Origin of the sequence: Kitasatospora atroaurantiaca (genome assembly GCF_007828955.1) — a bacterium.
GTDB lineage: Bacteria > Actinomycetota > Actinomycetes > Streptomycetales > Streptomycetaceae > Kitasatospora > Kitasatospora atroaurantiaca.
In genome coordinates, this window is record NZ_VIVR01000001.1 from 1 (window position 1) to 21,280 (window position 21,280).

General features: G+C 69.5%; 18 protein-coding genes and 2 pseudogenes. 12 read left to right on the forward strand and 8 right to left on the reverse strand.

What is annotated here, in order from left to right:
• Nucleotides 1-2,679 (forward strand): DUF4365 domain-containing protein (locus tag FB465_RS00005; RefSeq protein WP_145786520.1); only part of this gene is annotated, 2,679 nt, incomplete at its 5' end.
• A 20-nt stretch (nt 2,680-2,699) separates the two neighbouring features.
• Complete coding sequence (locus FB465_RS00010) at nt 2,700-3,113, forward strand: hypothetical protein (RefSeq protein ID WP_145786521.1); 414 nt, start codon at nt 2,700-2,702, stop codon at nt 3,111-3,113.
• 141 nt (nt 3,114-3,254) lie between these two features.
• Here FB465_RS00010 and FB465_RS37360 read toward each other — a convergent pair whose 3' ends face one another.
• Entirely contained in the window at nt 3,255-3,380 is a 126-nt protein-coding gene (locus FB465_RS37360) for a hypothetical protein (protein WP_281292310.1), read from the reverse strand.
• A gap of 294 nt (nt 3,381-3,674) precedes the next feature.
• Here FB465_RS37360 and FB465_RS00015 point away from each other — a divergent pair, with 294 nt between their 5' ends.
• Together FB465_RS00015 and FB465_RS00020 are read left to right on the forward strand one after the other, a co-directional pair.
• Entirely contained in the window at nt 3,675-4,253 is a 579-nt protein-coding gene (locus tag FB465_RS00015) for a GNAT family N-acetyltransferase (RefSeq protein WP_145786522.1), read from the forward strand.
• Nucleotides 4,254-4,349: 96 nt separating this feature from the next.
• Nucleotides 4,350-5,778 (forward strand): annotated as a pseudogene (locus tag FB465_RS00020) (IS1182 family transposase).
• A 142-nt stretch (nt 5,779-5,920) separates the two neighbouring features.
• Here the strand turns inward: FB465_RS00020 and FB465_RS36445 are convergent.
• A complete protein-coding gene (locus FB465_RS36445) occupies nt 5,921-6,076 on the reverse strand; it encodes a DUF1259 domain-containing protein (protein WP_246192418.1) in 156 nt (51 codons plus the stop codon).
• Between the two features lie 250 nt (nt 6,077-6,326).
• On the opposite strand from FB465_RS36445, the gene FB465_RS00030 reads away from it, so the two are divergent.
• Complete coding sequence (locus tag FB465_RS00030) at nt 6,327-6,965, forward strand: pYEATS domain-containing protein (protein WP_145786524.1); 639 nt, start codon at nt 6,327-6,329, stop codon at nt 6,963-6,965.
• 493 nt (nt 6,966-7,458) lie between these two features.
• Here FB465_RS00030 and FB465_RS00035 read toward each other — a convergent pair whose 3' ends face one another.
• On the reverse strand, nt 7,459-7,704 hold the full coding sequence (locus FB465_RS00035) for a hypothetical protein (protein ID WP_145786525.1): 246 nt from the start codon (nt 7,702-7,704) through the stop codon (nt 7,459-7,461).
• 299 nt (nt 7,705-8,003) lie between these two features.
• On the opposite strand from FB465_RS00035, the gene FB465_RS00040 reads away from it, so the two are divergent.
• Both FB465_RS00040 and FB465_RS00045 read left to right on the forward strand, forming a co-directional pair.
• Nucleotides 8,004-8,204, forward strand: a complete 201-nt coding sequence (locus FB465_RS00040; RefSeq protein ID WP_145786526.1) for a hypothetical protein — start codon at nt 8,004-8,006, stop codon at nt 8,202-8,204.
• Between the two features lie 1,695 nt (nt 8,205-9,899).
• Nucleotides 9,900-10,544 (forward strand): dihydrofolate reductase family protein, encoded by a 645-nt coding sequence (locus tag FB465_RS00045; protein ID WP_145786527.1) that lies wholly within the window; start codon nt 9,900-9,902, stop codon nt 10,542-10,544.
• A 380-nt stretch (nt 10,545-10,924) separates the two neighbouring features.
• Here the strand turns inward: FB465_RS00045 and FB465_RS00050 are convergent, their stop codons facing one another.
• Complete coding sequence (locus tag FB465_RS00050) at nt 10,925-11,113, reverse strand: hypothetical protein (RefSeq protein ID WP_145786528.1); 189 nt, start codon at nt 11,111-11,113, stop codon at nt 10,925-10,927.
• A gap of 485 nt (nt 11,114-11,598) precedes the next feature.
• On the opposite strand from FB465_RS00050, the gene FB465_RS00055 reads away from it, so the two are divergent.
• Together FB465_RS00055 and FB465_RS00060 are read left to right on the forward strand one after the other, a co-directional pair.
• The gene (locus tag FB465_RS00055) at nt 11,599-12,219 is read left to right on the forward strand and encodes an L-threonylcarbamoyladenylate synthase (RefSeq protein ID WP_145786529.1); all 621 of its coding nucleotides are present in this window, start codon (nt 11,599-11,601) and stop codon (nt 12,217-12,219) included.
• Nucleotides 12,220-12,445: 226 nt separating this feature from the next.
• Nucleotides 12,446-12,628 carry a hypothetical protein gene (locus FB465_RS00060; RefSeq protein WP_145786530.1) on the forward strand — a complete coding sequence of 61 codons (183 nt, stop codon included), beginning with the start codon at nt 12,446-12,448 and terminating at the stop codon, nt 12,626-12,628.
• Between the two features lie 732 nt (nt 12,629-13,360).
• Here the strand turns inward: FB465_RS00060 and FB465_RS00065 are convergent.
• The gene (locus FB465_RS00065; protein ID WP_145786531.1) at nt 13,361-14,245 is read right to left on the reverse strand and encodes an alpha/beta fold hydrolase; all 885 of its coding nucleotides are present in this window, start codon (nt 14,243-14,245) and stop codon (nt 13,361-13,363) included.
• 85 nt (nt 14,246-14,330) lie between these two features.
• On the opposite strand from FB465_RS00065, the gene FB465_RS00070 reads away from it, so the two are divergent.
• Nucleotides 14,331-14,912: a CGNR zinc finger domain-containing protein gene (locus FB465_RS00070; protein ID WP_246192419.1), complete on the forward strand. Its 582-nt coding sequence runs from the start codon at nt 14,331-14,333 to the stop codon at nt 14,910-14,912.
• On the opposite strand, the pseudogene FB465_RS00075 reads toward FB465_RS00070, so the two are convergent.
• The 3 genes and pseudogenes from FB465_RS00075 to FB465_RS00085 all read right to left on the reverse strand — a co-directional run bounded on the left by FB465_RS00075 (nt 14,897) and on the right by FB465_RS00085 (nt 18,087).
• Nucleotides 14,897-16,053 (reverse strand): annotated as a pseudogene (locus tag FB465_RS00075) (winged helix DNA-binding domain-containing protein). The gene FB465_RS00070 and the pseudogene FB465_RS00075 sit on opposite strands and share 16 nt — an antisense overlap.
• Before the next feature lie 354 nt (nt 16,054-16,407).
• On the reverse strand, nt 16,408-16,710 hold the full coding sequence (locus tag FB465_RS00080) for a putative quinol monooxygenase (protein WP_145786532.1): 303 nt from the start codon (nt 16,708-16,710) through the stop codon (nt 16,408-16,410).
• Between the two features lie 636 nt (nt 16,711-17,346).
• Entirely contained in the window at nt 17,347-18,087 is a 741-nt protein-coding gene (locus tag FB465_RS00085) for a class I SAM-dependent methyltransferase (protein ID WP_145786533.1), read from the reverse strand.
• Between the two features lie 850 nt (nt 18,088-18,937).
• Here FB465_RS00085 and FB465_RS00090 point away from each other — a divergent pair.
• Together FB465_RS00090 and FB465_RS00095 are read left to right on the forward strand one after the other, a co-directional pair.
• A complete protein-coding gene (locus FB465_RS00090) occupies nt 18,938-19,645 on the forward strand; it encodes an SDR family oxidoreductase (RefSeq protein WP_145797038.1) in 708 nt (235 codons plus the stop codon).
• 596 nt (nt 19,646-20,241) lie between these two features.
• Nucleotides 20,242-21,246 (forward strand): NAD-dependent epimerase/dehydratase family protein, encoded by a 1,005-nt coding sequence (locus FB465_RS00095; RefSeq protein ID WP_145786534.1) that lies wholly within the window; start codon nt 20,242-20,244, stop codon nt 21,244-21,246.
• The last annotated feature ends 34 nt before the right edge of the window (nt 21,247-21,280 follow it).

The window sequence follows — 21,280 nt, forward strand, 5'->3', positions numbered from 1 at the left end:
GGCGTCCAGGTCAAGTCCGGCTCAGCGAGCGGGTCGAGCGACTACTTCCGGTCCCCTTGTAAGAACCCTGACGGGGTTGTGGAGGGGTGGTGGCACCGGGAGAGGGAATCGAAGCATTTCGACGCTTGGATCCGCCATGGCCTTGCCGTGATCTTGGTGCTCCATGACTTGGACACGAGCACGTCGTACTGGGCGCAGGTCACGCCCGAGGACGTCCGCAGCACCGGCAAGGGTTTCAAGATCTGCGTTCCCGCCTCCCAGGTTATCGACGAGGAGCACTTGCCCGCGCTCCTCGAGGTCGCGGCCAGCAAACGTGCCCCGGCGTCATGGGAGGGCTCGGCGTGGTTGCGCAGTGGAGCCGCCGTCAGTCCGGGCGACCGCCTGCGACACGCCCTGCTGGTTCCGCGGTTGGTCGCGCCGCATCGCAACGTGGGCTTCGCGCATGCGATCGGCCCGGAGGAAGCGCTGGCGCTGCTGGCTCAGGTCCGGATCGCCGATCTGGACCATTTTGCCTCCAGGCACTCCAGCGTTCCCTCGCTGGAGGAGGCCGGCAGGTCAGGGAGCTGGCAGTGGCAGCTTGTCGCCGCGTACGGTGCGGTGCTCCTGGATGGCGATACAACCGCCGTGACCGGGCTCATCTCCTCCGCTCCCGGTCCGGCCGAGCGCACTGCCGCCACAGTCGTCGCGGCGTGCGCGCTGCTCGAAGACGAGAAGTACGCGCAGGCTCTCCAGTTGCTTACCGCCGAGATCGATCGCGACGAGGCCGAACCGGCGGACTTCGCCTGGCTTCTGGTCCAGCGCGCCCGCGTGCGAACGGAGTTGGCCGACGACCACGGCGCCGGGGAGGATGCCGCGCTGGCGCGCATCACCGTGCTCCTCGCCCCAAAGGACCCCACCACATCAGCCGTCGCGGCGGCAGCCGCCGAGTCGATCTTCCGAGCCGCGCCTTGGGATGAAGGTGAGCTCGAAGCGTTCATCACCGCCAGCGATACGGCCGCCTCGTGGTGGCGCACCCAGAACCTGGCCAGCGCCTACGAGCAGGCCATGGACCGAACGTTCGACCACTGGGCCCAAACCGGCAGTATCGGTCTCGGCCAAGGCAATCCTGTCTACAACGAACTCGAGGCCGCCCGGTGGACCGCCAACCTTTCTGCCCATGTTGGGGCTTGGCGGGCCTGCACCAGTCTGCTAGCCCGACAAATCCTGCTCGACGCCGAGCAGGATCAGGACGGCCAGGGAGACGAAGAGAGCGGTAACGCCCTGGGCCTGTTGCGGATCAGCGGCGACGTCTCGGCGCTGACCAAGGCGGTGCAGCAACTGCGGCGGCTGGGGCCGGTCGCCCCGGTGGTGCGCACGGTCCGGTCGGTGGTGGCGCAATCATGGTCGGTGCGGGCATTCCGCGCTCATCTTGAACTGTGGGAGCACGCAGGCGACCTTCTTGAGGCTCCGGCTGCCGACGCCGCAGCGGCCCACTGCACGGCCCTGTTCAACGGGGGCGTGCAGATCCCGCCGAGCGTGTCGGCAAACACGGACGTCGCGCACCATGCCCTGCTCGCCCTCGGCGGCGTCCTTGAAGCGGCGACCACCACCGTCCACGAGCAGGTGCGCGACCTGCTCGTAGCACGGGCTCCGTGGGCCCGGCCCGCCTTGGCCCAGCCTGTGGTCCAGCTGATCTTCCGCCTTGCCGACGACGTCTTCCACGCGCCCTCCGCCCGGGACGAGTGGCGCAAGGCCGCCCTACGGCACACCGGCGAGCTGAACGGGATCTGCGTCGCGATGCTCGGCCGGATCGCCCACACCGACTCCGAGGCGCGAACAGCGCTGATTGAGCAGATCAAGGCGGGCGACTTCGCCGCGCTGGCCGCCGTGGGAGAGGTCACCACCCTTGGCGCAGATGTCGGCCAGCATGCAATCTCGCGCCTGACGCAGGAGATCCGCGCACTGCTGACCGGTCTCGACCAGGGCCAGTGGCGGATGCGCACGATCGACGACGCGCGCGCCCTGGCCGTCCTCAACATCGCGTACCCGCAGCACGCCCGCTGGGATGAGATCGTCGAGCTGGTGGGCCATCCCGAGGCACCTGGCGACTACAAACGAGGGGTCTGCCTTCTCCTCTCCCGGAACACCGAACAGATCCCGGATCAGGTACGCGAAGACCTCGCCACCGCACTGCGACGCGCGGTCGACAGCGCTACCCCGCCTGCTGGGCCGCCATCCGGATTCACCGAAGTCGGCGGCGCCGAATCGTGGCTGGCCACCGCACTTGGCCTGCTGACCCCCGAACAGCAAGCGGCCTGGCGCGCCCGGCTGCTAACCGGAAACTGGCAACAACGGGCCGACGCAGTCTTCTTGATTCACCTTTTGCACCGGCCCGAGGACACCCCGCTCCTTCTCGCCCTGCTGTCCGATCCGCACCACAGGGTGCGGATCGAAGCCGCCTACGAGATCGCATCCCGCGCCAAACAAGAGACACCCGATCTGGACGCCCGTGCCGGACTGCGCCGCGCGGCCAGCGACACGTCCGTCGTGATCCCCCAGGCGGTCGCTCAGGCCCTCGCCGACACCACGATCCTCAACGAGGACGTCCAGGACGCCATCGCCACCGTCAAGAATCACCCTTCCGCGACAGTCCGTCGGCTCGCCTGTCGACGGACCAGGTCATCGGCCACCAGCCCGTGAGCGACTGCGGGGAGCGGGCGATGCAGCTGCTGCGCGAACATGCCCTGGCGGCCCGGGTCCCGACCAACGTCGGGACCCGGGCCAGAAAGGCCGGGGACCGCGGGCTCGCCCTACAGGCCCGCGCCCTGCGCAAACCGCCCACGGCCGCCTGGATGGCCAACCAGCTCACCCGCCGGCACCCCGAGCAGATGTCCGCGTTCACCAACCTCGGCCGCTCCCTGCGCCAGGCCCAGGAGCAGCTCTCCGGTGACCAGCTCCGCGAGCTTCTCGCCCAGCGCCGCCAGCTCGTCGCGGCGCTGGTGGCCCAGGCCCGTGAGGACACCCGGGCGGCCGGGCACCAGATCGGCGACGGCCCCGACCAGGAGCTCGCCGAGACGCTCCAGGCCGCCCTCGCCGACGACCAGGCCGCCCGCGACCTCACCGCGGGCGGCTGACCACTACGCTTCACCCCGTCTCCTCCCCCATCTTCCCGGCCGCCCCCGTCGGCCGAACTAGCACGGCGGCCGTGGCCGCCGCCCCGGAGCGGCCCCACCCCCCAGAAGAAGCCGCCCCGGGCGGCCCCAAGGCAGTCCGAGCTACTGGAGCAGCTTCGTCTCGACGCCGACCGGCTGCGGAACGAGACGGCCGACGCCGAGGAAGACGCCTGGACCACCGAAGACCAGGCCTAGGAGCTCGACCGTCATGCCGAGGTCGCCGAACATGACGCGGGCGTTATCTGGGGTTGCCCAGAGGGTTCAGACATGTGAGGGACAAGGCCAGTTTGCCCGCGTGCCTTACGGATATCTGAGGGTTCGTGAGGCAAGTACGGCACGGTGGCCTGCAAACGTTTCGGTCGAAACTCTTGCCCGCTCGCATGGCGTGGACGGCGCTGTCGTAGCGGGCGGCGCCGTCGCCGGGGGGATGCCGGTGGTGGCGAGCGCATTCTTCACGCCCTAGGAGCGTGGGTCAGTAAATGTGTTGACGGGGACGGGCGGCTACCAGCCAAGATCGTTTTCATGCATCCCGAGATTTCCTTCGTTGAGAAGCCGACACTCACCGGCGAGCGCGTGGTTCTGCGTCCGGTCTGCATGGCCGACGCGCTGGCCGCAGTGGCGGCCGATCCTGAAGCGGATCGGCTGACCGGTACCCACGAAACGTTCAGCCTCGAAACGCTGGAACGCTGGTACGGCTCCCGCGCCGAGCATCCCGATCGGCTGGACCTGGCGATGGTTGAGCGAACCACTGGCGTGTGCGTCGGTGAGGTCGTCCTGTCGGACCTTGATGTCCACAACCGTTCCTGTTCATTCCGCATCAGCCTGTTCGACCGCCGGTCCTTCGGCCAGGGACTGGGTACCGAGGCGAGCCGGCTGATCCTCGGCCACGCCTTCGAAAGCGTTGGCCTGCACCGGATCGAGTTGCTGGTCTTCGCCTTCAACCCGCGCGCCCGCCACGTCTACGAGAAGATCGGGTTCATCCACGAGGGAACCCGACGTGACGCACTGTGCTGGAACGGCGAATGGATCGACGGGCATACGATGGCCATCCTCGCCGATGAATGGGTCGCGCATCGCGGCCACCCGCACCCGGCGCGGTGACTCCCAGGCACGCGAAGATGAGCTGTGTCTGTTGGTGAAGATGGTCTGTTCAAGCTGACTCCGGTAGCGCCTCGGCCGAAGCCCCGTCCGGCGGCGGTGGACAAGCGGTTTCGGACGTTCGACCCGCACCAGGTGTTGCTGCTGCCGCCGTCGCTGGACGACTGGCTGCCCGAGGACCACCTGGCCCGGTTCGTCGCCGACCTGGTCGACCAGGCGCTCGACCTCTCGCCGATCCTGGCCGACTACACCGAAAAGCGCGGCTACCCGCCCTACGACCCGCGCCTGATGGTGCGCCTGCTGATCTACGGCTACACCACCGGCGTCCGCTCCTCCCGGGCGATCGAGCGCCGTTGCGTGGACGACGTTGCGTTTCGGTTCCTGGCCGCCGACCAGGCCCCCGACTTCCGCTCGATCGCCCGGTTCCGCCGCCGCCACCTCGATGCGCTCGCCGACCTGTTCCTCCAGTCTCTGCATCTGGCGCAGAGGCCCGGCATGGTCAAGATGGGCCGCGTCGCCCTGGACGGCACGAAACTGGAGGCCAACGCCTCCAAGCACAAGGCCATGAGCTACGGGCGCCTCGTCGACAAAGAGGAGCGTATCGAGGCCGAGATCGCCCACCTGGAGGCCAAGGCCGCCGCGCTGCTGGCCGACGCCGAGGCCACCGACACCGCGGAGGACGAGCGGTTCGGCCCCGACGGCAAGGAGGTCGACCTGCCCGCCGAGCTGGACCGGCGCGAGAAGCGCCTCGCACGGCTGCAGGCCGCCCGCGCGCAGATCGAGGCCGAGGCCGCCGACAAGGCTCGCAAGCACGCCGAGGCCAAGGAACGCCGCCGCCAGGCACGTGCCGGCACCAGCGACGAGCAGGCCGCCGCCGACGCCGGCGAGAAGGCCGCCAAGGCGGCCCGCCCGAAGCCGAAGGCCCAGGCCAACTTCACCGACCCCGACTCGCGGATCATGAAGAACAGCGACGGTGCCTACATCCAGGCCTACAACGCCCAGGCCGTCGTGGACGAGGCGCATCAGGTGGTCACCGCCGCCGACGTGACGACCAACGCCTCGGACGCGCTGAACTACACTGCCATGCTCGACCAGTCCGCCACCAACACCGGCCTCCACCCCAAAGCAGGCCCTCGTCGACGCCGGATACTGCTCCGAGACCAACCTCGAAGCCGCGAAAGACCGCCAACTTGCCTGCGGCACCGAAACGTTCATGGCCACCGGCCGGCTCGGCCGCGACGAGCAGGTCCCACCCGCGCCCCGCGGACGCATCCCCAAGAACGCCACGCCCGAGGAGCGCATGGCCCGCAAGCTGCGGACCAAGCCCGGACGGAAGGCCTACAGCCGCCGCAAGGCCATCGTCGAACCCGTCTTCGGGCAGATCATGACCTGCCAGAACGGCCGCCAGCTCCTCCTACGCGGCGAGGACGGCGCCCGAGGAGAGTGGCGTTTGCTCGCCGCCTGCCACAACTTCCGCAAGGCCTTCCGACACGTCGGCACCGCCGGACTCGCCGCGGCGACCGCCTGACCGGCCCGGGCCACCGACCCCCTCGGGCCACTTCCCCGGCAGACAGGACCGGCCACCCGCGCGGCAGGCACAGGCCGGGCGACCACAACCGACCTCGGCGACCACGATCACCCGGTCAGTTTCCGGTTACTGGGACACGCTCCTAGGCGAGCGTGGCCGGTGGATGTGTGTGGGTCCACCAGATCGCCAGGCTCTGCTGGAGCAGGTGCTTGTGGATCGCGCTCTGCTCCAGGCCGGCAGCCTGCAGCGCGTTTGTGACCTCGGGCAGCTCGTCCTCGGTCACCACGAGGTCACCCATGACAGGCCGATGGGCAGCATGTAGATCGGGCGGGGCAGGATGGTGTGGTCGCTGTGGGTGATCAGCTCCTTCATCTGCGGTCCCACCCGGCGAGCTGGCCCGGGTCTCCGTGTTCGCGCGGGTGCGCATCAGGGGCCGAGTGATGTTGGCGAGGCGCGCGAGTGGAGAGGCTGTAACTGCCCCAAGAAGGAGCGGGAGCTAAGGTTGGCGCGTGAATGCATACGTACCGTTGATGCAGACTCTCGCGTGGGTGCTGCTCATCGTCGGTGTCATGGTCGCGTTCCGTAAGCAGCTCACGGTCGTCGCTCACGAGATTGCGCGGCGTCTGCAAAAGGGCGGCGGCTTCGAGTTCGGAGTCGGTGTGTTGTCGGTCAAGCTGGCCGAGCTGCGCGATGAACTTCCTCACTACCAGTCAGAAATGGCCCGTGAGGCGGCACCCGTTCCTGTACCCGAGGTCAACCATAATATCGAGGGCCTTCCTGATCCCGAATCCCCTGGGGCTTCGGCTGTGTGGGAGCAGTACCGCCTCCAGTTGAATGAGAAATCGCGCGGGATCCAGCTCGCTCACGTCATCAGTCCGTCAAAGGTGCCGAGGCAGCGCTTCGACGTGTTCGTCTATCTCGTTACATCCCGGACTGGCAGCCTTGACGAGGTGGAACGAGCGCAGTTCTTCCTTGGGAGGCGCTGGGGGAACCGTGTCTTCGATGTGCTGAACGAGGGCGGGCGGATCGGCTTCTCCACAGCCGCGTACGGATCCCCGCTGTGCGCCTGCCGGGTCGTGTTCAAAGACGGGAGCGACGTGGTCCTGAGCAGATTCCTCGACTTCGAGATGGCGTCCGTGTTTGAGACGAACGATCAGATCGCACCTGGAGAACGTCCTCGATCGTGATGAGTCGGGCATTAGCGTCTGCTCTCTCACAGCCAGAGGCCGAGATCTGGGCGAACGGGAGAGCTGATCGCGTGGCTGAGTTCTGGGTTGGGGAGCGCCGGTACCCGTCGCATGACGACATACCGCAACACGGAGGCGTAGCCGGTAGTCGCAGGAGATTTCGCGGGCCGGCGGGGACTTCTGGACCCGCAGGTCCTCCAGCACCATCCCGCCTCCCGCAAACCATCCAACGTACTTGCCAGATGATCCCGGGCAGTCGGCCAAAGCTGCCGGGAGGAGCCTTACATTCGCCCTGATGAACCATCAGGTTGCGTCATTGGTGGTCAGTAAACTGAAGCTTCAACAGGTGGTGCTCCATGCTCTCCGCGGGCGCGCACGGTGAACCGCCGACCAGGCCCAGCCGCACCCGAGGTCGTCCAGCCGTCCACGTCCGGCGTACAACGCGGTGAACGCCCACCCTCCCCCTCTCCCCGGACCGGCCCAGCAGGGTCGGTCAGCTGCCGCCGATGCCGTCCAGCCGCCCCGTGTACGCCACCGCCGCGGGCTTCTTCGCCCCGGCCACCGGGCCCGCCGCCTTGGCCGGGCGGCCCAGGGCGAAAGCGGCGTACCCGCCCACGGACAGGCCGGGCTTGATCGTGACGCCCTGCGATACGACGGTCAGGTCCTTTCTGGGTAGCGGTACCCGGGAGATGACACCACCCTGAAGGACGTCGGTAAGCGAGACCTGAACGTGCCTCATGTGACAGAACGTCTGATTCTGCGCTGACCTGCGAGATCAGGTTGACAACCCCAGATAACAGTGGAGGCCAAGGCCGTCGTCAAACGCGCCCGCGCGGCCCTCGAGACGGCCGAAGCCGACTTCGAAGCCGCTGCGGCCACCGCCCGGACGGCACGCGAGCAGGCGAAAGCCGCAGCGCGGTAAGGCCCAGCCCGGCGCAAGCTGGCACAGTTGGACGCCCGGGCCGCGAAGAGTCTCGAGTAGCAGCGTTCGCGCACCCTCAAGGCCAGGCCGGCCGTACGCGAGCTGCAGGCCGCCGCGTGGGCGAGGGCGTACGGCACCAGGTGCTGCTCGGCGCGCTCGCCAAAGGCGGATTGGAGGTGCGGCACCTGCCAGCCGCCGGGTGGGAGCCGGCGCTGCTGGAGGCACTCGACCTGGCGGCCCGGTACGGGCGCGGCGCATACGTCGACGAGGGCCAGGCGCCCGACGGGGAGCCGCCCGTCCGAACGGCACCGGGGTGAGGTTCGGGCCATCGTCGGCCAGCAAGAGCCCCCGCTGCTACGGTTGAACCGTCAGCGGCACCCAGCCTAGCCGGGTCGACGGGCGGTGCTCACCAACGGTGAGACCGCGGAGGCCGCCAAAAGACGAAGTGCCCCGACCAATTGGGAGTTGGTCGGGGCCTTCTTCGTGTCGGGATCTCTGCTCAGCGGTCTCCCGCCCTGTCCCTCTCGGGGCCGCCCGACGCCGGTGGCACCGTCAGCGGACGATCCCGATGATCACCCCCACCACCGTCGCCACGCCGCTGATGACCCCCATATTGCGGCGGAGCCACCGGCCTAGCATCTGGTACCAGTTCGGATTGTTGCGCCCCATAAAGCGGGCCCCTCCCCACTCGGTTCGGCCGGACCTTCCGGCCTGGTGTGGAAGTGGTGGAGCCTGCCGCAGGAGCGACGAGAAGAACGTTAGGCCATCCGAGCGGAAGAAGCCCGACTCCGGCCAAAGTGGTCCCCCGATGGGTGCATACCGGCCGCAAAGGTGGGTATGACGCACGACATTTTCGCCTTGGGTTGGGTGACCATCCCGCCCGCTGATCTCCGTCGGACCGGTACCGCGCCGGGCGGAGCCGACACCGGCGGAGGCGCCCGATCGATCGTGCCGTTTCGGCGCCATGACGGCGGGTCATGCGGTCACGGTGGCAACCAGCTCGGCCGTGCGGCGGAGATCTCCTGGTCGACGTACCGGCTCCGCCGCGTCATCTCGCTGTCGCTCATGCCATTCCAACTGGTGGACAGCGGTGCAGGTCAGGCGGTGTCGGCGATCCGCTGGACCTGGAGGTCGCGCACTCCGCACTCGGGGCCGCAGTCGAACGCGACGACGTACGGGCACGGGGTCGGGCAGCGGCGCACCAGCGTGACGACGCCCTTGGTGCCGGCCGGAAGGTTGGCCCAGGCGCGGGCGTCCTTCGTAGTACTCCTCGTCGGCCAGGTCCTCGCGGGTCCAGGACGCGCGGTGGCCCGGACCCGGTGGTGGTCCGTTGCTGGTCAGCTGCCGGTGGCGTCGGTGGTGATGGTCTGCAGGGTGTCCAGGAGGGCGGTCTGCTGGACTGTCAGCTTGCCGTCGGTGCGCGCCTTATCCTGCTTGCGCAGCCACGCACCGGGCCTGAACGCCGGGTCCGCCTCGCCGCCGGTGGGTCGTGTCCCGCTTGGTGGTGTAGCCGATCATTCGGTGGGCGTGTTGGTGGTGTTGGGTAGTGCGGGGGCGCTTTCGGGGAGCTTGGCTGGGTAGAGCGGCCTGACTCCCGGCCCGCCCTTCCCCGGCAGCGCCATGCTTCAGCCGCACCCACCCGTACCGGTACGCCGGTCCGGGGTGCATGCTCGGCATCGGCCCGGGCGTGCCCGGCGGGAGAACGGGGCGGCAGCAGCCGGGGAACTGATCAACCACCAGCCGAATGGGCCCGGAGGACGAGCGGGACGTGGCCTCCAAAGATGCTGACGGTTACCGGCAGCGAGGCCCACCACGAATCTGACATGCGGGCCGGGGTCAAGGCGCACGGCGTACCTGCCGAGCCCTACTGCAAGGAGTCGGAAGGACCTTGACCGCGGGACGGGATCGCCGCCGGTGCACCGGGCGAAACCCGGTGGCGTCGCAGCGATGAGTTTGCGGGTTCCCGCACGTCCAACCCTCCGACCGAGCCAACCAATCATCGGGAGCAAGGCATGGGCCTCATCCACATCGAGCTGTTCGCAACCCTCGACCTCGTCGGGCAGGCGCCCGGCGGCCCCGACGAGGACCCGGTGGGGTTCCCGTTCGGCGGCTGGCAGGCACCCCTGCTGGACGATGTCGCCGGGGCGCAGATCGGCGCCGCGTACGAGGGCACCGACGCCCTCCTGCTCGGCCGGCGCACATATGACATCTTCGCCGCCTACTGGCCGCACCAGGAGGGCGGCCAGGACAACCGGATCGCCACGCTCTTCAACAGCGTCCCGAAGTACGTGGCCTCCCGCGGCAGGCCCGACCTCTCCTGGGCCCCATCCGTGCAGCTCGGCCCGGATCTGGCCGGCGCGGTGCGCGAGATCCGTGACCGGCACGAGCACGTGAAGGTCGTCGGGAGCCTGAACCTGGTGCAGACCCTCCTGCGCGAGAAGCTCTTCGACCGTCTCGACCTCTGGGTGCACCCGATCGTGCTCGGCGTCGGAAAGAAGGTGTTCGACACTGGCGCGGTACCCACGAACGTCACACTCCTCGAACCGCCGGCAGCCAGCCCCAAGGGCACCGTGTACCTGCGCTACGGGCTCGCCGACGGCACACCCCGGACCGGCGACATGAGCGCACCCGATCGCGGTACCGGGCGCAACGACTGAACCCGCCCCCACGCCAGACGGATCCGTATCGCCGCCAGCGCATCCGCCAGGCCGGTATTCCCGTCGCGGCGTCGGCAGTTCGAGGAGCCAACGCCGCGACGCCAGAGAGGTCACCGCCGTCATGCAATGGTCCGCGAGATCCCGCCGGCATGTCGCAGGCGGCCGAGCGGATCCGTATCCCCGTCCTGGAGGCCGACGCCCCACGCAACCCGGAGGGTGCCCGGCGGCGCGTCATCGGCAGCCTCGCTCCACAGGTTGAAGGCAGCCACGACGGGTGAGCGGTCGCAGGGCCGGTCCTGCGGGGCGGCCGGGCGGGCGCCGGCCACGGACCGCGCCGGGAGGCGGGAACACGGACGTCGGCCGCCCTCTGCGGTACGGCCTCACTCGCGACCCCGCCGCGCAGCCCCCCGCCCGCGCGCGAGCCACTCATCGGCCTCCTCGCGCTGCGCCGGGGTCACCCGCTGGCCTGCGGACTTCACCGTCATGGACAGCGATTCCACCAGGCCCCGCACGCCGCGGGTCGGCAGCTCGTTCCCCAGCCGCCGCAGAGCACCGATGATGTCCCGCATCCGCCGATGCGCGACCCCCGGCGGATCGGAGACCTTCGGTGCGCGGGTCGTGGCGCAGTTGACGCGCTTTCCTCGCGTCGGCCTCATAAGCCCTCTCGGCCTCGCGGTCCCATGAAGCCCTGAGCCGCTGGTGCTCGAGGAACTCCTCCGCGCACGTGGCGATGACGTGCTCCGCCCGGTCCCGCTCCCGGGTGGCCTGCGTGTCGGCGCGTGCCGGCCAGGTGCGCACCGCCCCGACCTCACGGTCCCGCACAGCCTCCCACAGCTGCCCGAACACCCCGTCGCGGACATCCGGCGGGCGCGCCAGCCGGGCCGCAGCCCGGCCAACAGCACAGCTCGCCCGCCAAGACGCGAGCGGATCGCCGGCGCCAACCCCGCACAACGCATGACACACCTCTTGGACCAACTTCCCTCCTCCAGGACTGCACCGGGAGCGGGACGCCGCCGCCGCGCCCATCGTCGCGCGAATCCCGTAGGGTCGGCCAATGGCGAAGTACTTCGACGTGCACCCGCAGACCCCCCAGCCGCGCACCATCAGCACCGTGGCCGACAGCCTCCGCTCCGGGGCCCTCATCGCGTACCCGACCGACTCCTGTTTCGCCCTGGGCTGCCGCATGGGCAACCACGACGGCCTCGAACGGATCCGGTCGATCCGGCGTCTCGACGACCGCCACCACTTCACCCTGATGTGCGAGAACTTCGCCCAGCTGGGGCAGTTCGTCCACATCGACAACAACGTCTTCCGCGCCATCAAGGCCGCGACGCCGGGCAGCTACACCTTCATCCTCCCCGCCACCAAAGAGGTCCCACGCCGCCTGATGCACCCCAAGAAGAAGACAGTAGGAGTCAGGATCCCCGACCACACCGTCACCAAGGCCCTGCTCGCCGAACTCGGCGAGCCCCTCGTCTCCAGCACCCTGCTCCTCCCCGGCGAGGACGAACCGATGACCCAGGGGTGGGAGATCAAGGAGCGACTCGACCACGTACTGGACGCCGTCGTGGATTCCGGCGACTGCGGCACGGAACCGACAACGGTCGTCGACTTCTCCAGCGGCAGAGCGGACATCATCCGCCACGGGGCCGGCAACCCCACGCGCTTCGAGTGACGGGCCGGGCACACCCGCACCCCGCACCCGGCACCCGGCACCCGGCACCCGGCACCCGCCCAGAACACCACCGACCGCACCCCCACATACCGGCACCCACCAACGCCCTCACCCCAGCCCACAACCCCCAGCACAAGACCCCCCGCCACCACCCACCCCGCCCAGCGCGGCGCGGCGACCTGACAGACCCACGACCGATGCACCGACACCTACACCAACGGCCGGCATGGGCGAGGACAACATCCGGCTCGCCGGCCGGCTCGCCGAGACCAGCGCCCTCACCAAGGTCCTCGTCGCCCTCGACCAGATCGTCGTCCACGACAACGGCCGACCCCGCGCCGTCCGCGGAGCAGGCGCCACCGACCGACCCGGGCCAACCCTTGGACAGTCAAAGGAATCCATTTCATGAGCCCGCTGCCGCAACATCTGCAAGCAGCCACAAGAGCCCGAGTGAGGACGCCGCGGAACGTGCCCGAGCGGCCCTCTCCCGTTCGGTCAAGTCAGGAACGTCCATCAGTTTCACGGCCGTGGCCCGTGAAGCGGCGGTGAGCACCGATTTCCTGTACAGGCACCAGAAACAGAGTGCCGCGACCGAGCGGCATCGCGCGAAGCGAGGCCAGGCTCCCGAGACCCGTCCCGATGCGGGCAAACCGTCATCGACCTCGGCGGCGGTACGCGCCCTCAGCGCACGCCTTTCGCAGCAACAGCATGCCCACCGGGACGAGGTCGCACAGCTACGGATAGCACTCGAAATCGCGTAGGGCGAGAACGTAGGGCGAGAACCCGGAACTTCGCCGGCGCCTGGCTCAATTCACCGCACAGCGACCGCAACAGAAGGCATCAGCCGTAGGCCACGCTCACGGAATCGAGTACCTTCTGCCATGAGCCTGGCAGCCTTGGGCACCGGCGGCCCTGGCCTTGATGCACTCCGCGTTCCTCGCCAACCAGGCTGCGCGACACGCCCAACAGTGTGAGTACGGATTGACACCGAGCCTGTCGGCCCAATCCGGGCCGACCTGGCCGGCATGCCCGCATGAGTAGATGCCGGGACACGGAAGCCCGGCCCCAGTCCGAGACGCCGCTGAACGCCTCGACCGTGTTCGTCGCGGCCGCCACCCGGGCTTCTGCCGCGACTCCGAGATCACCTCCAGGTGCGGTCGAGGAAGTCGGCGATCAGCGGGGCGAGCTCCGGGAGGTTCTCCTCCAGGGCGAAGTGGCCGGTGTCGAGCAGGTGGAGCTCGGCCTCGGGTACGTCCCGCAGATAGGCGCGGGCGCCCGCCTCCACGAAGATGGGGTCGCCGCGGCCCCAAATGACGAGCGTGGGCGGGGTGTACTTGCGCAGCCACGCCTGCCAGCTCGGGTAGAGGGCGACGTTGCTGTGGTAGTCGAAGGCGAGGTCGATCTGGATCCGCTTGCGTCCCGGCAGCTCCAGAAGGTACTGGTCGAGCGCCCAGCCGTCGGGGGCGATCAGCTCCGTGGCGGAGGTGCCGGCTTCGTACAGCCCTCGGGTGCCGGGGAGTGCGAGCATCCCGAGGATCTTCTCCTCGTCGCCCTCGATGTCGGGCCGCAACGCGACGAAGCCCTGCGCCATCGGCGAGAGGCCTTCCTCGTAGGCGTTGCCGTTCTGTATGACCAGCCCGGCAATCCACTCCGGGTGCCTGGCCGCCAGCCGGAAGCCGACCGGGGCGCCGTAGTCGAAGGCGTACAGGGCGAACCGAGTCAGGCCCAGCTGCTCACAGAAGCCCTCGATGATGTCGGCGAGGTGATCAAAGGTGTAGGCGAACGCTCCCCCGGTGGTGACCGGCTCGGGGGCGTCGCTGTGGCCGAAGCCCGGGTAGTCGGGGGCGATGAGCCGGTAGCGGGTGCCGAGCGCGTCGATGAGCCGCCGGTACTGGTGCGAGGCGGACGGGAATCCATGCAGGAGCAGCAGCGTCGGCGCGTCGACGGGGCCGGCCTCACGGTAGAAGATCCGCACGCCGTCGACCTCGACGGCGCGGTATGCCGGACGGGCGATGTTCGAAGCCATGTCACATGCCTCCTTTGCTCTCTCTTGCATTAGTTCTATCCCCGTGAGACCTAATGTGTCAACCTGCCTGTGTACCATTAGTGCTGTGAATGACTTCGCCTTCCCGCTGACCGGCGAACCGTTGGCTCTCGACCTGATCAACACCCGCCCTGTCACCGCGAACGGCCCGGTCGACCTGCTGGCCACGCCGACCGGGCTGCGGGCCTGGCTGGCCCTTCAGGCTGACCGGCTCCCCGAGTTCACCACGGACGACTCGACGCCGCTCACCGAAGCCGACCTCGCCACCGTCCACGGCGTACGCGAGCACGCCGCCACGGCGATCGACCGCGCCAGACGGGGCGATCGCCCACCCGCCACCGCCCTGCGAGGGCTCAACCACGCCCAACGGGCGGCGCCCGCCACCCGCGAACTCGCCTGGGACGGCAAGGCGGTCACCGCCACCACCCACCGCACCGGCACGTTCGGCACACGCCTGGCCGCCCGCCTGGCCGAGGCCACCGCCGACCTGCTGCTCGACCCCTCGATCCTCAAGGTCCGCCGCTGCGAAGGGCCGGGCTGCGTCATGCTGTTCCTGCCCGCCCACCCGCGCCGACGCTGGTGCACGCCCGCCATCTGCGGCAACCGCGCCCGGGTCGCCCGCTACTACCAGCGTCACAAGGGGGCCTGACCGCCGCCGGGAAGCAGTCGTGTTTCGGCGGCCGGCAGGTTCTTGGCCCACCAGTGGCCGTAGCGGCGGTAGACCCCGGGGTCGCGGTCGGCGAGGAACGCCACGAGCGACCCGGCCTCTGCGGCCAGGCCCTTCCAGGCATGGTCGGGCAGAGGGGTGGAAGGCAGTCGCCTCGATTCCTCCGTCGACGGGACGCCGGACGCCGGCGACGTCGCCGTCGCCGTCGACAAGCACAGTGGGTAGCACGTCGCCGTTCCTGCGGGTCACGTGCTTGCGGTAGGGCGCCGGATGACGCGACTGCGGTCGTCGTAGGCGAGCAGGATGCTGTCCCACATCGCCATCAGTCTGGGGGGAGCGGGAGTGTCCTCGACCGGCCGTGGCGCGCCGGGGACGTCGAACAGCACCGTGCCGTCGAGTCCTTCCAGTTGTTCAAGCTCGTCGGTGAGCGCCTGCACCGCCGCTCTGACCCGAGCCCGTTTGACCAGCGCGAACTACGCCATGTCCGCCACCGACGCCGGCCCGAAGCCCTCCAGGTAGCGGCGGATCAAGGTCTTGAGACTCCCGGCGGCAACGTCAGGATCTGCCGGCGCCGGCCGCGTGCTTGCCGCAACGTAGACGGTCGGGTGCCGAACGACCAGGGCCCTCCAGTGGGCGCGTGCCACAGCGGCGCGTACTGCCGCGGCATCCGCCATGCCACCGGCTCCAGCGGAGCACCCAGCCGGTTCTCCAGCCAGCCCCCGATCCCGACGTTGGTCCGCGGCCGGTCGGCCCACTTCAACAGATCCGAAACCAGTGCGTGGGCGTGGTCGGCCGTCAGCCCGGATGCCGTGAAACGGCAGTCGCCGAGCCTGGAGGCACGCAGCGTCGGCTCCATGGCCTCACGGAAGGCACGGTAGTCCTCGGCGTGGACCGTGTGCAGCGTGATCCGCATCAGCGTCCGCAGGCCGGCCCGGGCCGCGTCGAGGCCGGCGGGGTCAAAGTCGCCCAGCCGGTTCCACAGCGCAAGGTACGGCGAGGCGGGCTGCTGTGCCTGAAGGGCCACCACGCGTCGTACCGCATCGACGACGTCGAGCGACTCGCGCCCGAGCAGCAACTGCCGGGCGAGCGTGGCACGGTTGAGCGCACGCGCAGTGATCACCATGCAGAGAATCTCTCGCCCCGTCAGATCACGCAGAACCCGGCGCCCTCCGTATCGGCCGTCATGCCATGCGAGCGGACAACCGCCGTACCGCCTCCAAGGGCGGCTCCAGGACAGGCGAAACCCGCCACAGAGCGACACCGAAGGCACCCTTGACCACCGCGGCCTGCCCGCCCCCTTCGAGGACAGGCGACTTCGACAGATCACTCAACGCACAACCATCTGAGATCCCGGAGCAGGGCCGGCCGTTCTCGCAGGCTTCATCGGCGGCAGAACCCCCGGCGCGAGACCCGCCGTCGACAACCCCCGGCCAGAGCCTCAGCGGCAACGCCGAAGTGTCGTCCAACGCCGAGCGCGTCAGGCCACAGGCGCCGGGCCGAGAAGAATCACTTCGGCCGGACCGGCCCGGAACGCCTTGTTCGCAGCATCAGCCGCGCGCATGTGCTCCGAGGCGTCGTGCTCCTGCAGCGCCCTTGCCGACGCCCACTCCTCGAGCAGCACGAAGCGGTCCGGATCACCGTCGACGGAGTGCAGGTCGTAACGCAAGCAACCGGGCTCGGCGCGAACCACCGGTGCCAGCGCAGCGAAAGCGGCAACCTGTTCGGCTCCTCGCCCGGGCTGCGTGGTGATGAGGACAACGGCCCGCAGGATGTTGGACATGCGACGAACCTAGCAAGTGCCCAGCGGCCGGGAACTGCCCGTTTCAGATCGTGGTCCGCCCGCACCCGGACCGCAGCCCCGCCGGCCGGGCGCGCCGCGCAGCGGCACCGGCCATCACTCCTCCCCCACCACCCGGTACCGGCAGGCCGGTGACCCCGCCCGCCACCGCCCATCCTCGCCGAGCCGCACCGTGGGCATCTCCACCCCGCCGACCAGCCGGCCCACGGCCTCCTCGCCCTACCACTCGATCAGCGCACCCACCTGTCGGCACATGACCCGCAGCCAGGATGCCCACGACCGTAGACGGGCCACCATGCCCGCGAAACCACCGCACAGCCAGGCGGCTTTAGGCGTGAATAGCGAGAGCACCCGTCGCTCAGCCGCGAGAGCACCACGTGACACGGAAGAGCGATGTCACCGCGTCTCGAGAGCACCCAGGTGCTTGCTTCAGGACCACAGTTGTGCGCTGCACGACGAGGGGACTCCCGGTCCGGCCGAAAACCGAGGTCGATCTGTACACGGCGATCCGCCGTGACGCGCACGCCGGCCGATCAGACGCCGCCCGCACTCGAGGTGGCCGGCCCGGTGCCGGACAGCGGCCCGTCCCCGGCCGAACCCGGGACGGGCCGCCCAAGGTCAGGCCCGGCAGCGCAGCATCGCCAGCGGGGGGTTCGCGGCAAAGTCGTCCCAGAAGGCCTGGCCGTACTCACGCACGCCGGCGGCGGAGACCTCCAGGGGAACCCAGGTGACCTCGTTGAATCCGGCCGCCCGCAGGCATTTCTCGTAGACCTCACGGCTGGGCGGGTTCGCGACGAACGAGATCGGCGGGTCGAGGAGCGCGGTGATCCTCACACGCGGCCCGATCTCGGTCTCCTCACCGAGCGATTCGCACAAGAAGCCGTACTTGGCCAGGGACGGCCCGTCGAAACGGAAGTCCGGGTCCTGCACGAACGCGAAGAACTCGGCCCCGTCCGCGATACTGCGGTGGATGTTGCGACACATCCGCTCGATCGTGGCGACATCCTCGGCATAGTTGAACAACTGGACCGCAACCGCGATGTCGAAGCGCTGCTCGAAGGTACGCAGCTCGGCGACGTCGCCGACCTCGTACTGCACGCCCAGCGGGTCGCTGACCTCCAGGGCCCGGGCCGCGTCGACCATCGCCGAGGAAATGTCGACGCCGAGGACGTGGGATGCGCCGCGGCGCTTGAACTCCCGGCTGTAAAAGCCGGTTCCCGAGGCCAGATCGAGGATCGACCTGCCGTTCACGTCACCGACGAGCGCGAGGAAGCCGGGCACCTCCGCGTAGCGCGCGAGAGGCAGAGTCTTGAAACCCTCGAACGCCTCGCCGATCCCGTCGTACAGCTGACCACTCATCGTGCTGTTCCCCCTCTGTCCTTGGCGTCGGCCCTCGGAACAGGCCGCAGCCCCTGGCGGGAAGTCTCCCTCCCGTCGGCCCGGGCACCGTACTGGCGGAAGCCACAAACATGCCGTGGTCGCCGGCCGCGCGGACTTCGTGTTCGTATCGGATCACCGGTGCGACCGTCAGCCTGCTGCCGGATGCGTCGAAGACGTGAGCACCGATCAAGGAACTTCCCGCGGAGCCCAGTTGTCTCCACTCGGGGCGTCCTCCCAAGCCAGCAGACCGACAAAAGGGGGCGGTGAACCCGTCCGACGACCCGCCAGTGCCGGCAGGTCACAGCAACCCTCTTCCGATACCGGATCACCAGCCGCTCCCGGAAACCACCGACAAACACTCCCGGTCCTCACCAACGCAGCCAGCCGGGTGACGGTCAATGCATCAGCCACAGATCCACCCTCCCCGGCCCCGGCCCCGACAACGGCCCCGACAACGGCCCCGACAACGGATGCCCGTCGCGGACGCAACACCCGACACCGGACACCGCAAGCATCGGCACCGCAACACCGGGGCCGGGCGCAGCGAGACGCCAATGTGTGCACGCCCGGCCCCCCGGGGGGCACCACGCCGGGCAACCGGGGGGCGGGGGCCGGGCCGCCGGGGGCCGGGGCCGGGGATCGGCGTGCGGATGGCGCTCTGCGAAAACCGGCCGGACGGTGCTCATGCCGTGGCCGGACGTGCTCGGTCAATCCCCCAAGGCCGCCTTCGCCCCCACGAGTTTGGCAGGCGAGATCGCACGGACTAGTCTCGCGGTGATCATGCCGGATCGATGGAAGTGAGTGCTGCGTGGATCTCACCGGGCGCACGATGGTGATCACCGGAGCCGGGCGCGGGTTCGGCCGCGCGCTGGCCTTGCACGCGGGCCGGCTGGGCGCAGAAGTGCTCGTGTCCGCACGCTCCCTGAACGCAGCCCAGAAGGTAGCCGACGAGATAGCCGCCGACAGCGGCGCGAGCGCCGACGCGTTCGCCTGCGACCTCGCCGACCCGGCCACCGTCCGGGCCTTCGCCGAAGGGGTCACCGCCCACACCGACCGCGTGGACATACTGGTCAACAACGGCGCCCGCTACCTCGAGGGACCCGATCTACTGGATGCCGACGACAACGCGATCACCGACACCATCGCCTCCGGAGCCACCGGCACCCTGCTGACGGTCAAACACTTCCTGCCACTGCTCCGCGCCTCCGCCCACGCAGACGTCGTCAACCTCGTCTCCGCCGCAGCCGGACCCCGCGATCACCGATCCCAGGCGCACCCCGCCTTCTACGCCGCCAAAGCCGCCCAGGCCGGCTTCGCCGACATCCTCTCCCACCGGCTACGCCCCGAGGGCATCCGCGTCATCTCCCTCTACCCCCCGGACTTCACCGACGGCGACCCGCGCCACCCCGCATGGGACCGCGCTCCACGCACCGCCGGCGACCCGCTGACGGCCCAATCCGTCCTCGACTGCGTCCTGTTCGCACTCGGCCAGCCACGGGACTGCTTCATCCGCTCCTTCCACTTCGAACAGCTGTAACCACCCACCCCAGCCCCCAAAGCGACAACGACAACATCCACACCCAGCTTCGCCTGCCGGAAACCACCCGAGAAAGCCGACCAACCCTCGCCGCTGTCAACAGCGCCACCATGGCCGAGCAGCCCAAGCGGAGGAGCGACCGGACCTTCTGCCCATAGCCGGCCTGAGCGGCGCGCTGCCCATACGAGCCCTCCAGCTTCGGCAGGTGTCCCGGCTCGACGAGGGAGCGCCGGGCCTCCTTCCCAATCGCCAGGTCCGAGCGGGTGGGGCCCCACCGGCGGTCACAAGGCACGTAGGCCGTCGGAATCAGGGATGTCGGGTACGGAGGGTTCAGCGAGTCGCCCTCGGGCAGGCCGCCGGGAAAGCCGCCCTCGCGCAGTTCGGCGGCGGTGAACGTGCGGGTGGCCGGCGGGCTCCGGGCCTCGCTCAAAAGCCGCCGCGTCCACCGCGGCCGGGCCGCACGCACCCAGAGAGGAATCATCCGGACATTCCGCTACGGGAGGGGCCGAGTCGGGGTGCCCGGCGGGAGGCATACCGGGATCAGCCCGCAGTGAACGGCCGTGTACGGGCGAGGAGCCACGGACAGGCTGTCCGGTATGAAGATCCTCATGCTCGGCGGCTCGAAGTTCCTCGGGCGCGCCTACGTCGCAGAAGCCCTCTCGCGTGGCCATGAGGTCACCACCTTCAACCGCGGGATCAGCGGCGGCGACCTCGACGGCACCGAGGCCGTGCACGGCGACCGGACCCGCCTCGAAGACCTGGAACGCCTGGTCGACGGACGACGCTGGGACGCCGTCATCGACACCTCGGGCCAGCAGCCCTACGACGTCGCCCAGACCGCCCGGCTGCTCCGGGGCCGCGCCGACCACTACAGCTTCGTCTCCTCCGTCCACGCCTTCACCGACTGGCCCGCCAAACCCGTCGACGAGACCTCCAAGACCCTTCACTGCCCGGCCGACACCCCGCCGGACCAGCCCTTCGCCAACGCACTCAAGGCAGGCTGCGAACGCGCCCTGCTCGAACAGTTCGGCGAACGCTCGTCCGTCCTCAACTGCGGGCTCCTCTATGGCCCGCACGAACCGATCGGACGACTGCCCTGGTGGCTGGAACGGATCGCCCGGGGCGGCCGCGTGCTCGCCCCCGGCGACCCGGACCGGCCGATGCAACTGATCGACGCCAGGGACTTCGCCGCCTTCGGCCTCGACCTCATCGACCACGGCCTGGCCGGACGCTTCGTCACCACCGCACCGACCGGCCACACCACCTACGGCCAGTTCCTGGACGCCTGCATCCAGGCCACCGGATCGGACGCCGAACTGGTCTGGACCGACGACGCCACCCTGCTCGCCGCCGACGTCCAGCCCTGGACCGAACTGCCCCTCTGGGCCCCCAACACCCCGGACTGGCAGGGAACCTGGCGTGCCGACAGCTCCAAGGCGGCTGCCGCGGGACTGCACTGCCGACCGGTCACCGAAACCGCCAAAGACACCTGGACCTGGCTACGCAACGGCGGCTGCGCCAACGTCACCTACACCCAAGGACTCACCGGAATCCCCATCGGCATCCAGCCCGAAAAGGAGCAACGGATCCTGGCCGGCTGACACCCACGAACGCCGGACAGGCCACCACCCACCC

Excerpts from the sequence above, each read along its gene's own strand:
- FB465_RS00010 (WP_145786521.1), top strand. The coding sequence starts at position 2,700 with ATGCAGCTGCTGCGCGAACATGCCCTGGCGGCCCGGGTCCCGACCAAC.
- FB465_RS37360 (WP_281292310.1), bottom strand. The coding sequence starts at position 3,380 with ATGTTCGGCGACCTCGGCATGACGGTCGAGCTCCTAGGCCTGGTCTTC.
- FB465_RS00015 (WP_145786522.1), top strand. The coding sequence starts at position 3,675 with ATGCATCCCGAGATTTCCTTCGTTGAGAAGCCGACACTCACCGGCGAG.
- FB465_RS36445 (WP_246192418.1), bottom strand. The coding sequence starts at position 6,076 with ATGGGTGACCTCGTGGTGACCGAGGACGAGCTGCCCGAGGTCACAAAC.
- FB465_RS00035 (WP_145786525.1), bottom strand. The coding sequence starts at position 7,704 with ATGAGGCACGTTCAGGTCTCGCTTACCGACGTCCTTCAGGGTGGTGTC.
- FB465_RS00045 (WP_145786527.1), top strand. The coding sequence starts at position 9,900 with ATGGGCCTCATCCACATCGAGCTGTTCGCAACCCTCGACCTCGTCGGG.
- FB465_RS00050 (WP_145786528.1), bottom strand. The coding sequence starts at position 11,113 with ATGCGGGACATCATCGGTGCTCTGCGGCGGCTGGGGAACGAGCTGCCG.
- FB465_RS00055 (WP_145786529.1), top strand. The coding sequence starts at position 11,599 with ATGGCGAAGTACTTCGACGTGCACCCGCAGACCCCCCAGCCGCGCACC.
- FB465_RS00060 (WP_145786530.1), top strand. The coding sequence starts at position 12,446 with ATGGGCGAGGACAACATCCGGCTCGCCGGCCGGCTCGCCGAGACCAGC.
- FB465_RS00065 (WP_145786531.1), bottom strand. The coding sequence starts at position 14,245 with ATGGCTTCGAACATCGCCCGTCCGGCATACCGCGCCGTCGAGGTCGAC.
- FB465_RS00080 (WP_145786532.1), bottom strand. The coding sequence starts at position 16,710 with ATGTCCAACATCCTGCGGGCCGTTGTCCTCATCACCACGCAGCCCGGG.
- FB465_RS00085 (WP_145786533.1), bottom strand. The coding sequence starts at position 18,087 with ATGAGTGGTCAGCTGTACGACGGGATCGGCGAGGCGTTCGAGGGTTTC.
- FB465_RS00090 (WP_145797038.1), top strand. The coding sequence starts at position 18,938 with ATGGTGATCACCGGAGCCGGGCGCGGGTTCGGCCGCGCGCTGGCCTTG.
- FB465_RS00095 (WP_145786534.1), top strand. The coding sequence starts at position 20,242 with ATGAAGATCCTCATGCTCGGCGGCTCGAAGTTCCTCGGGCGCGCCTAC.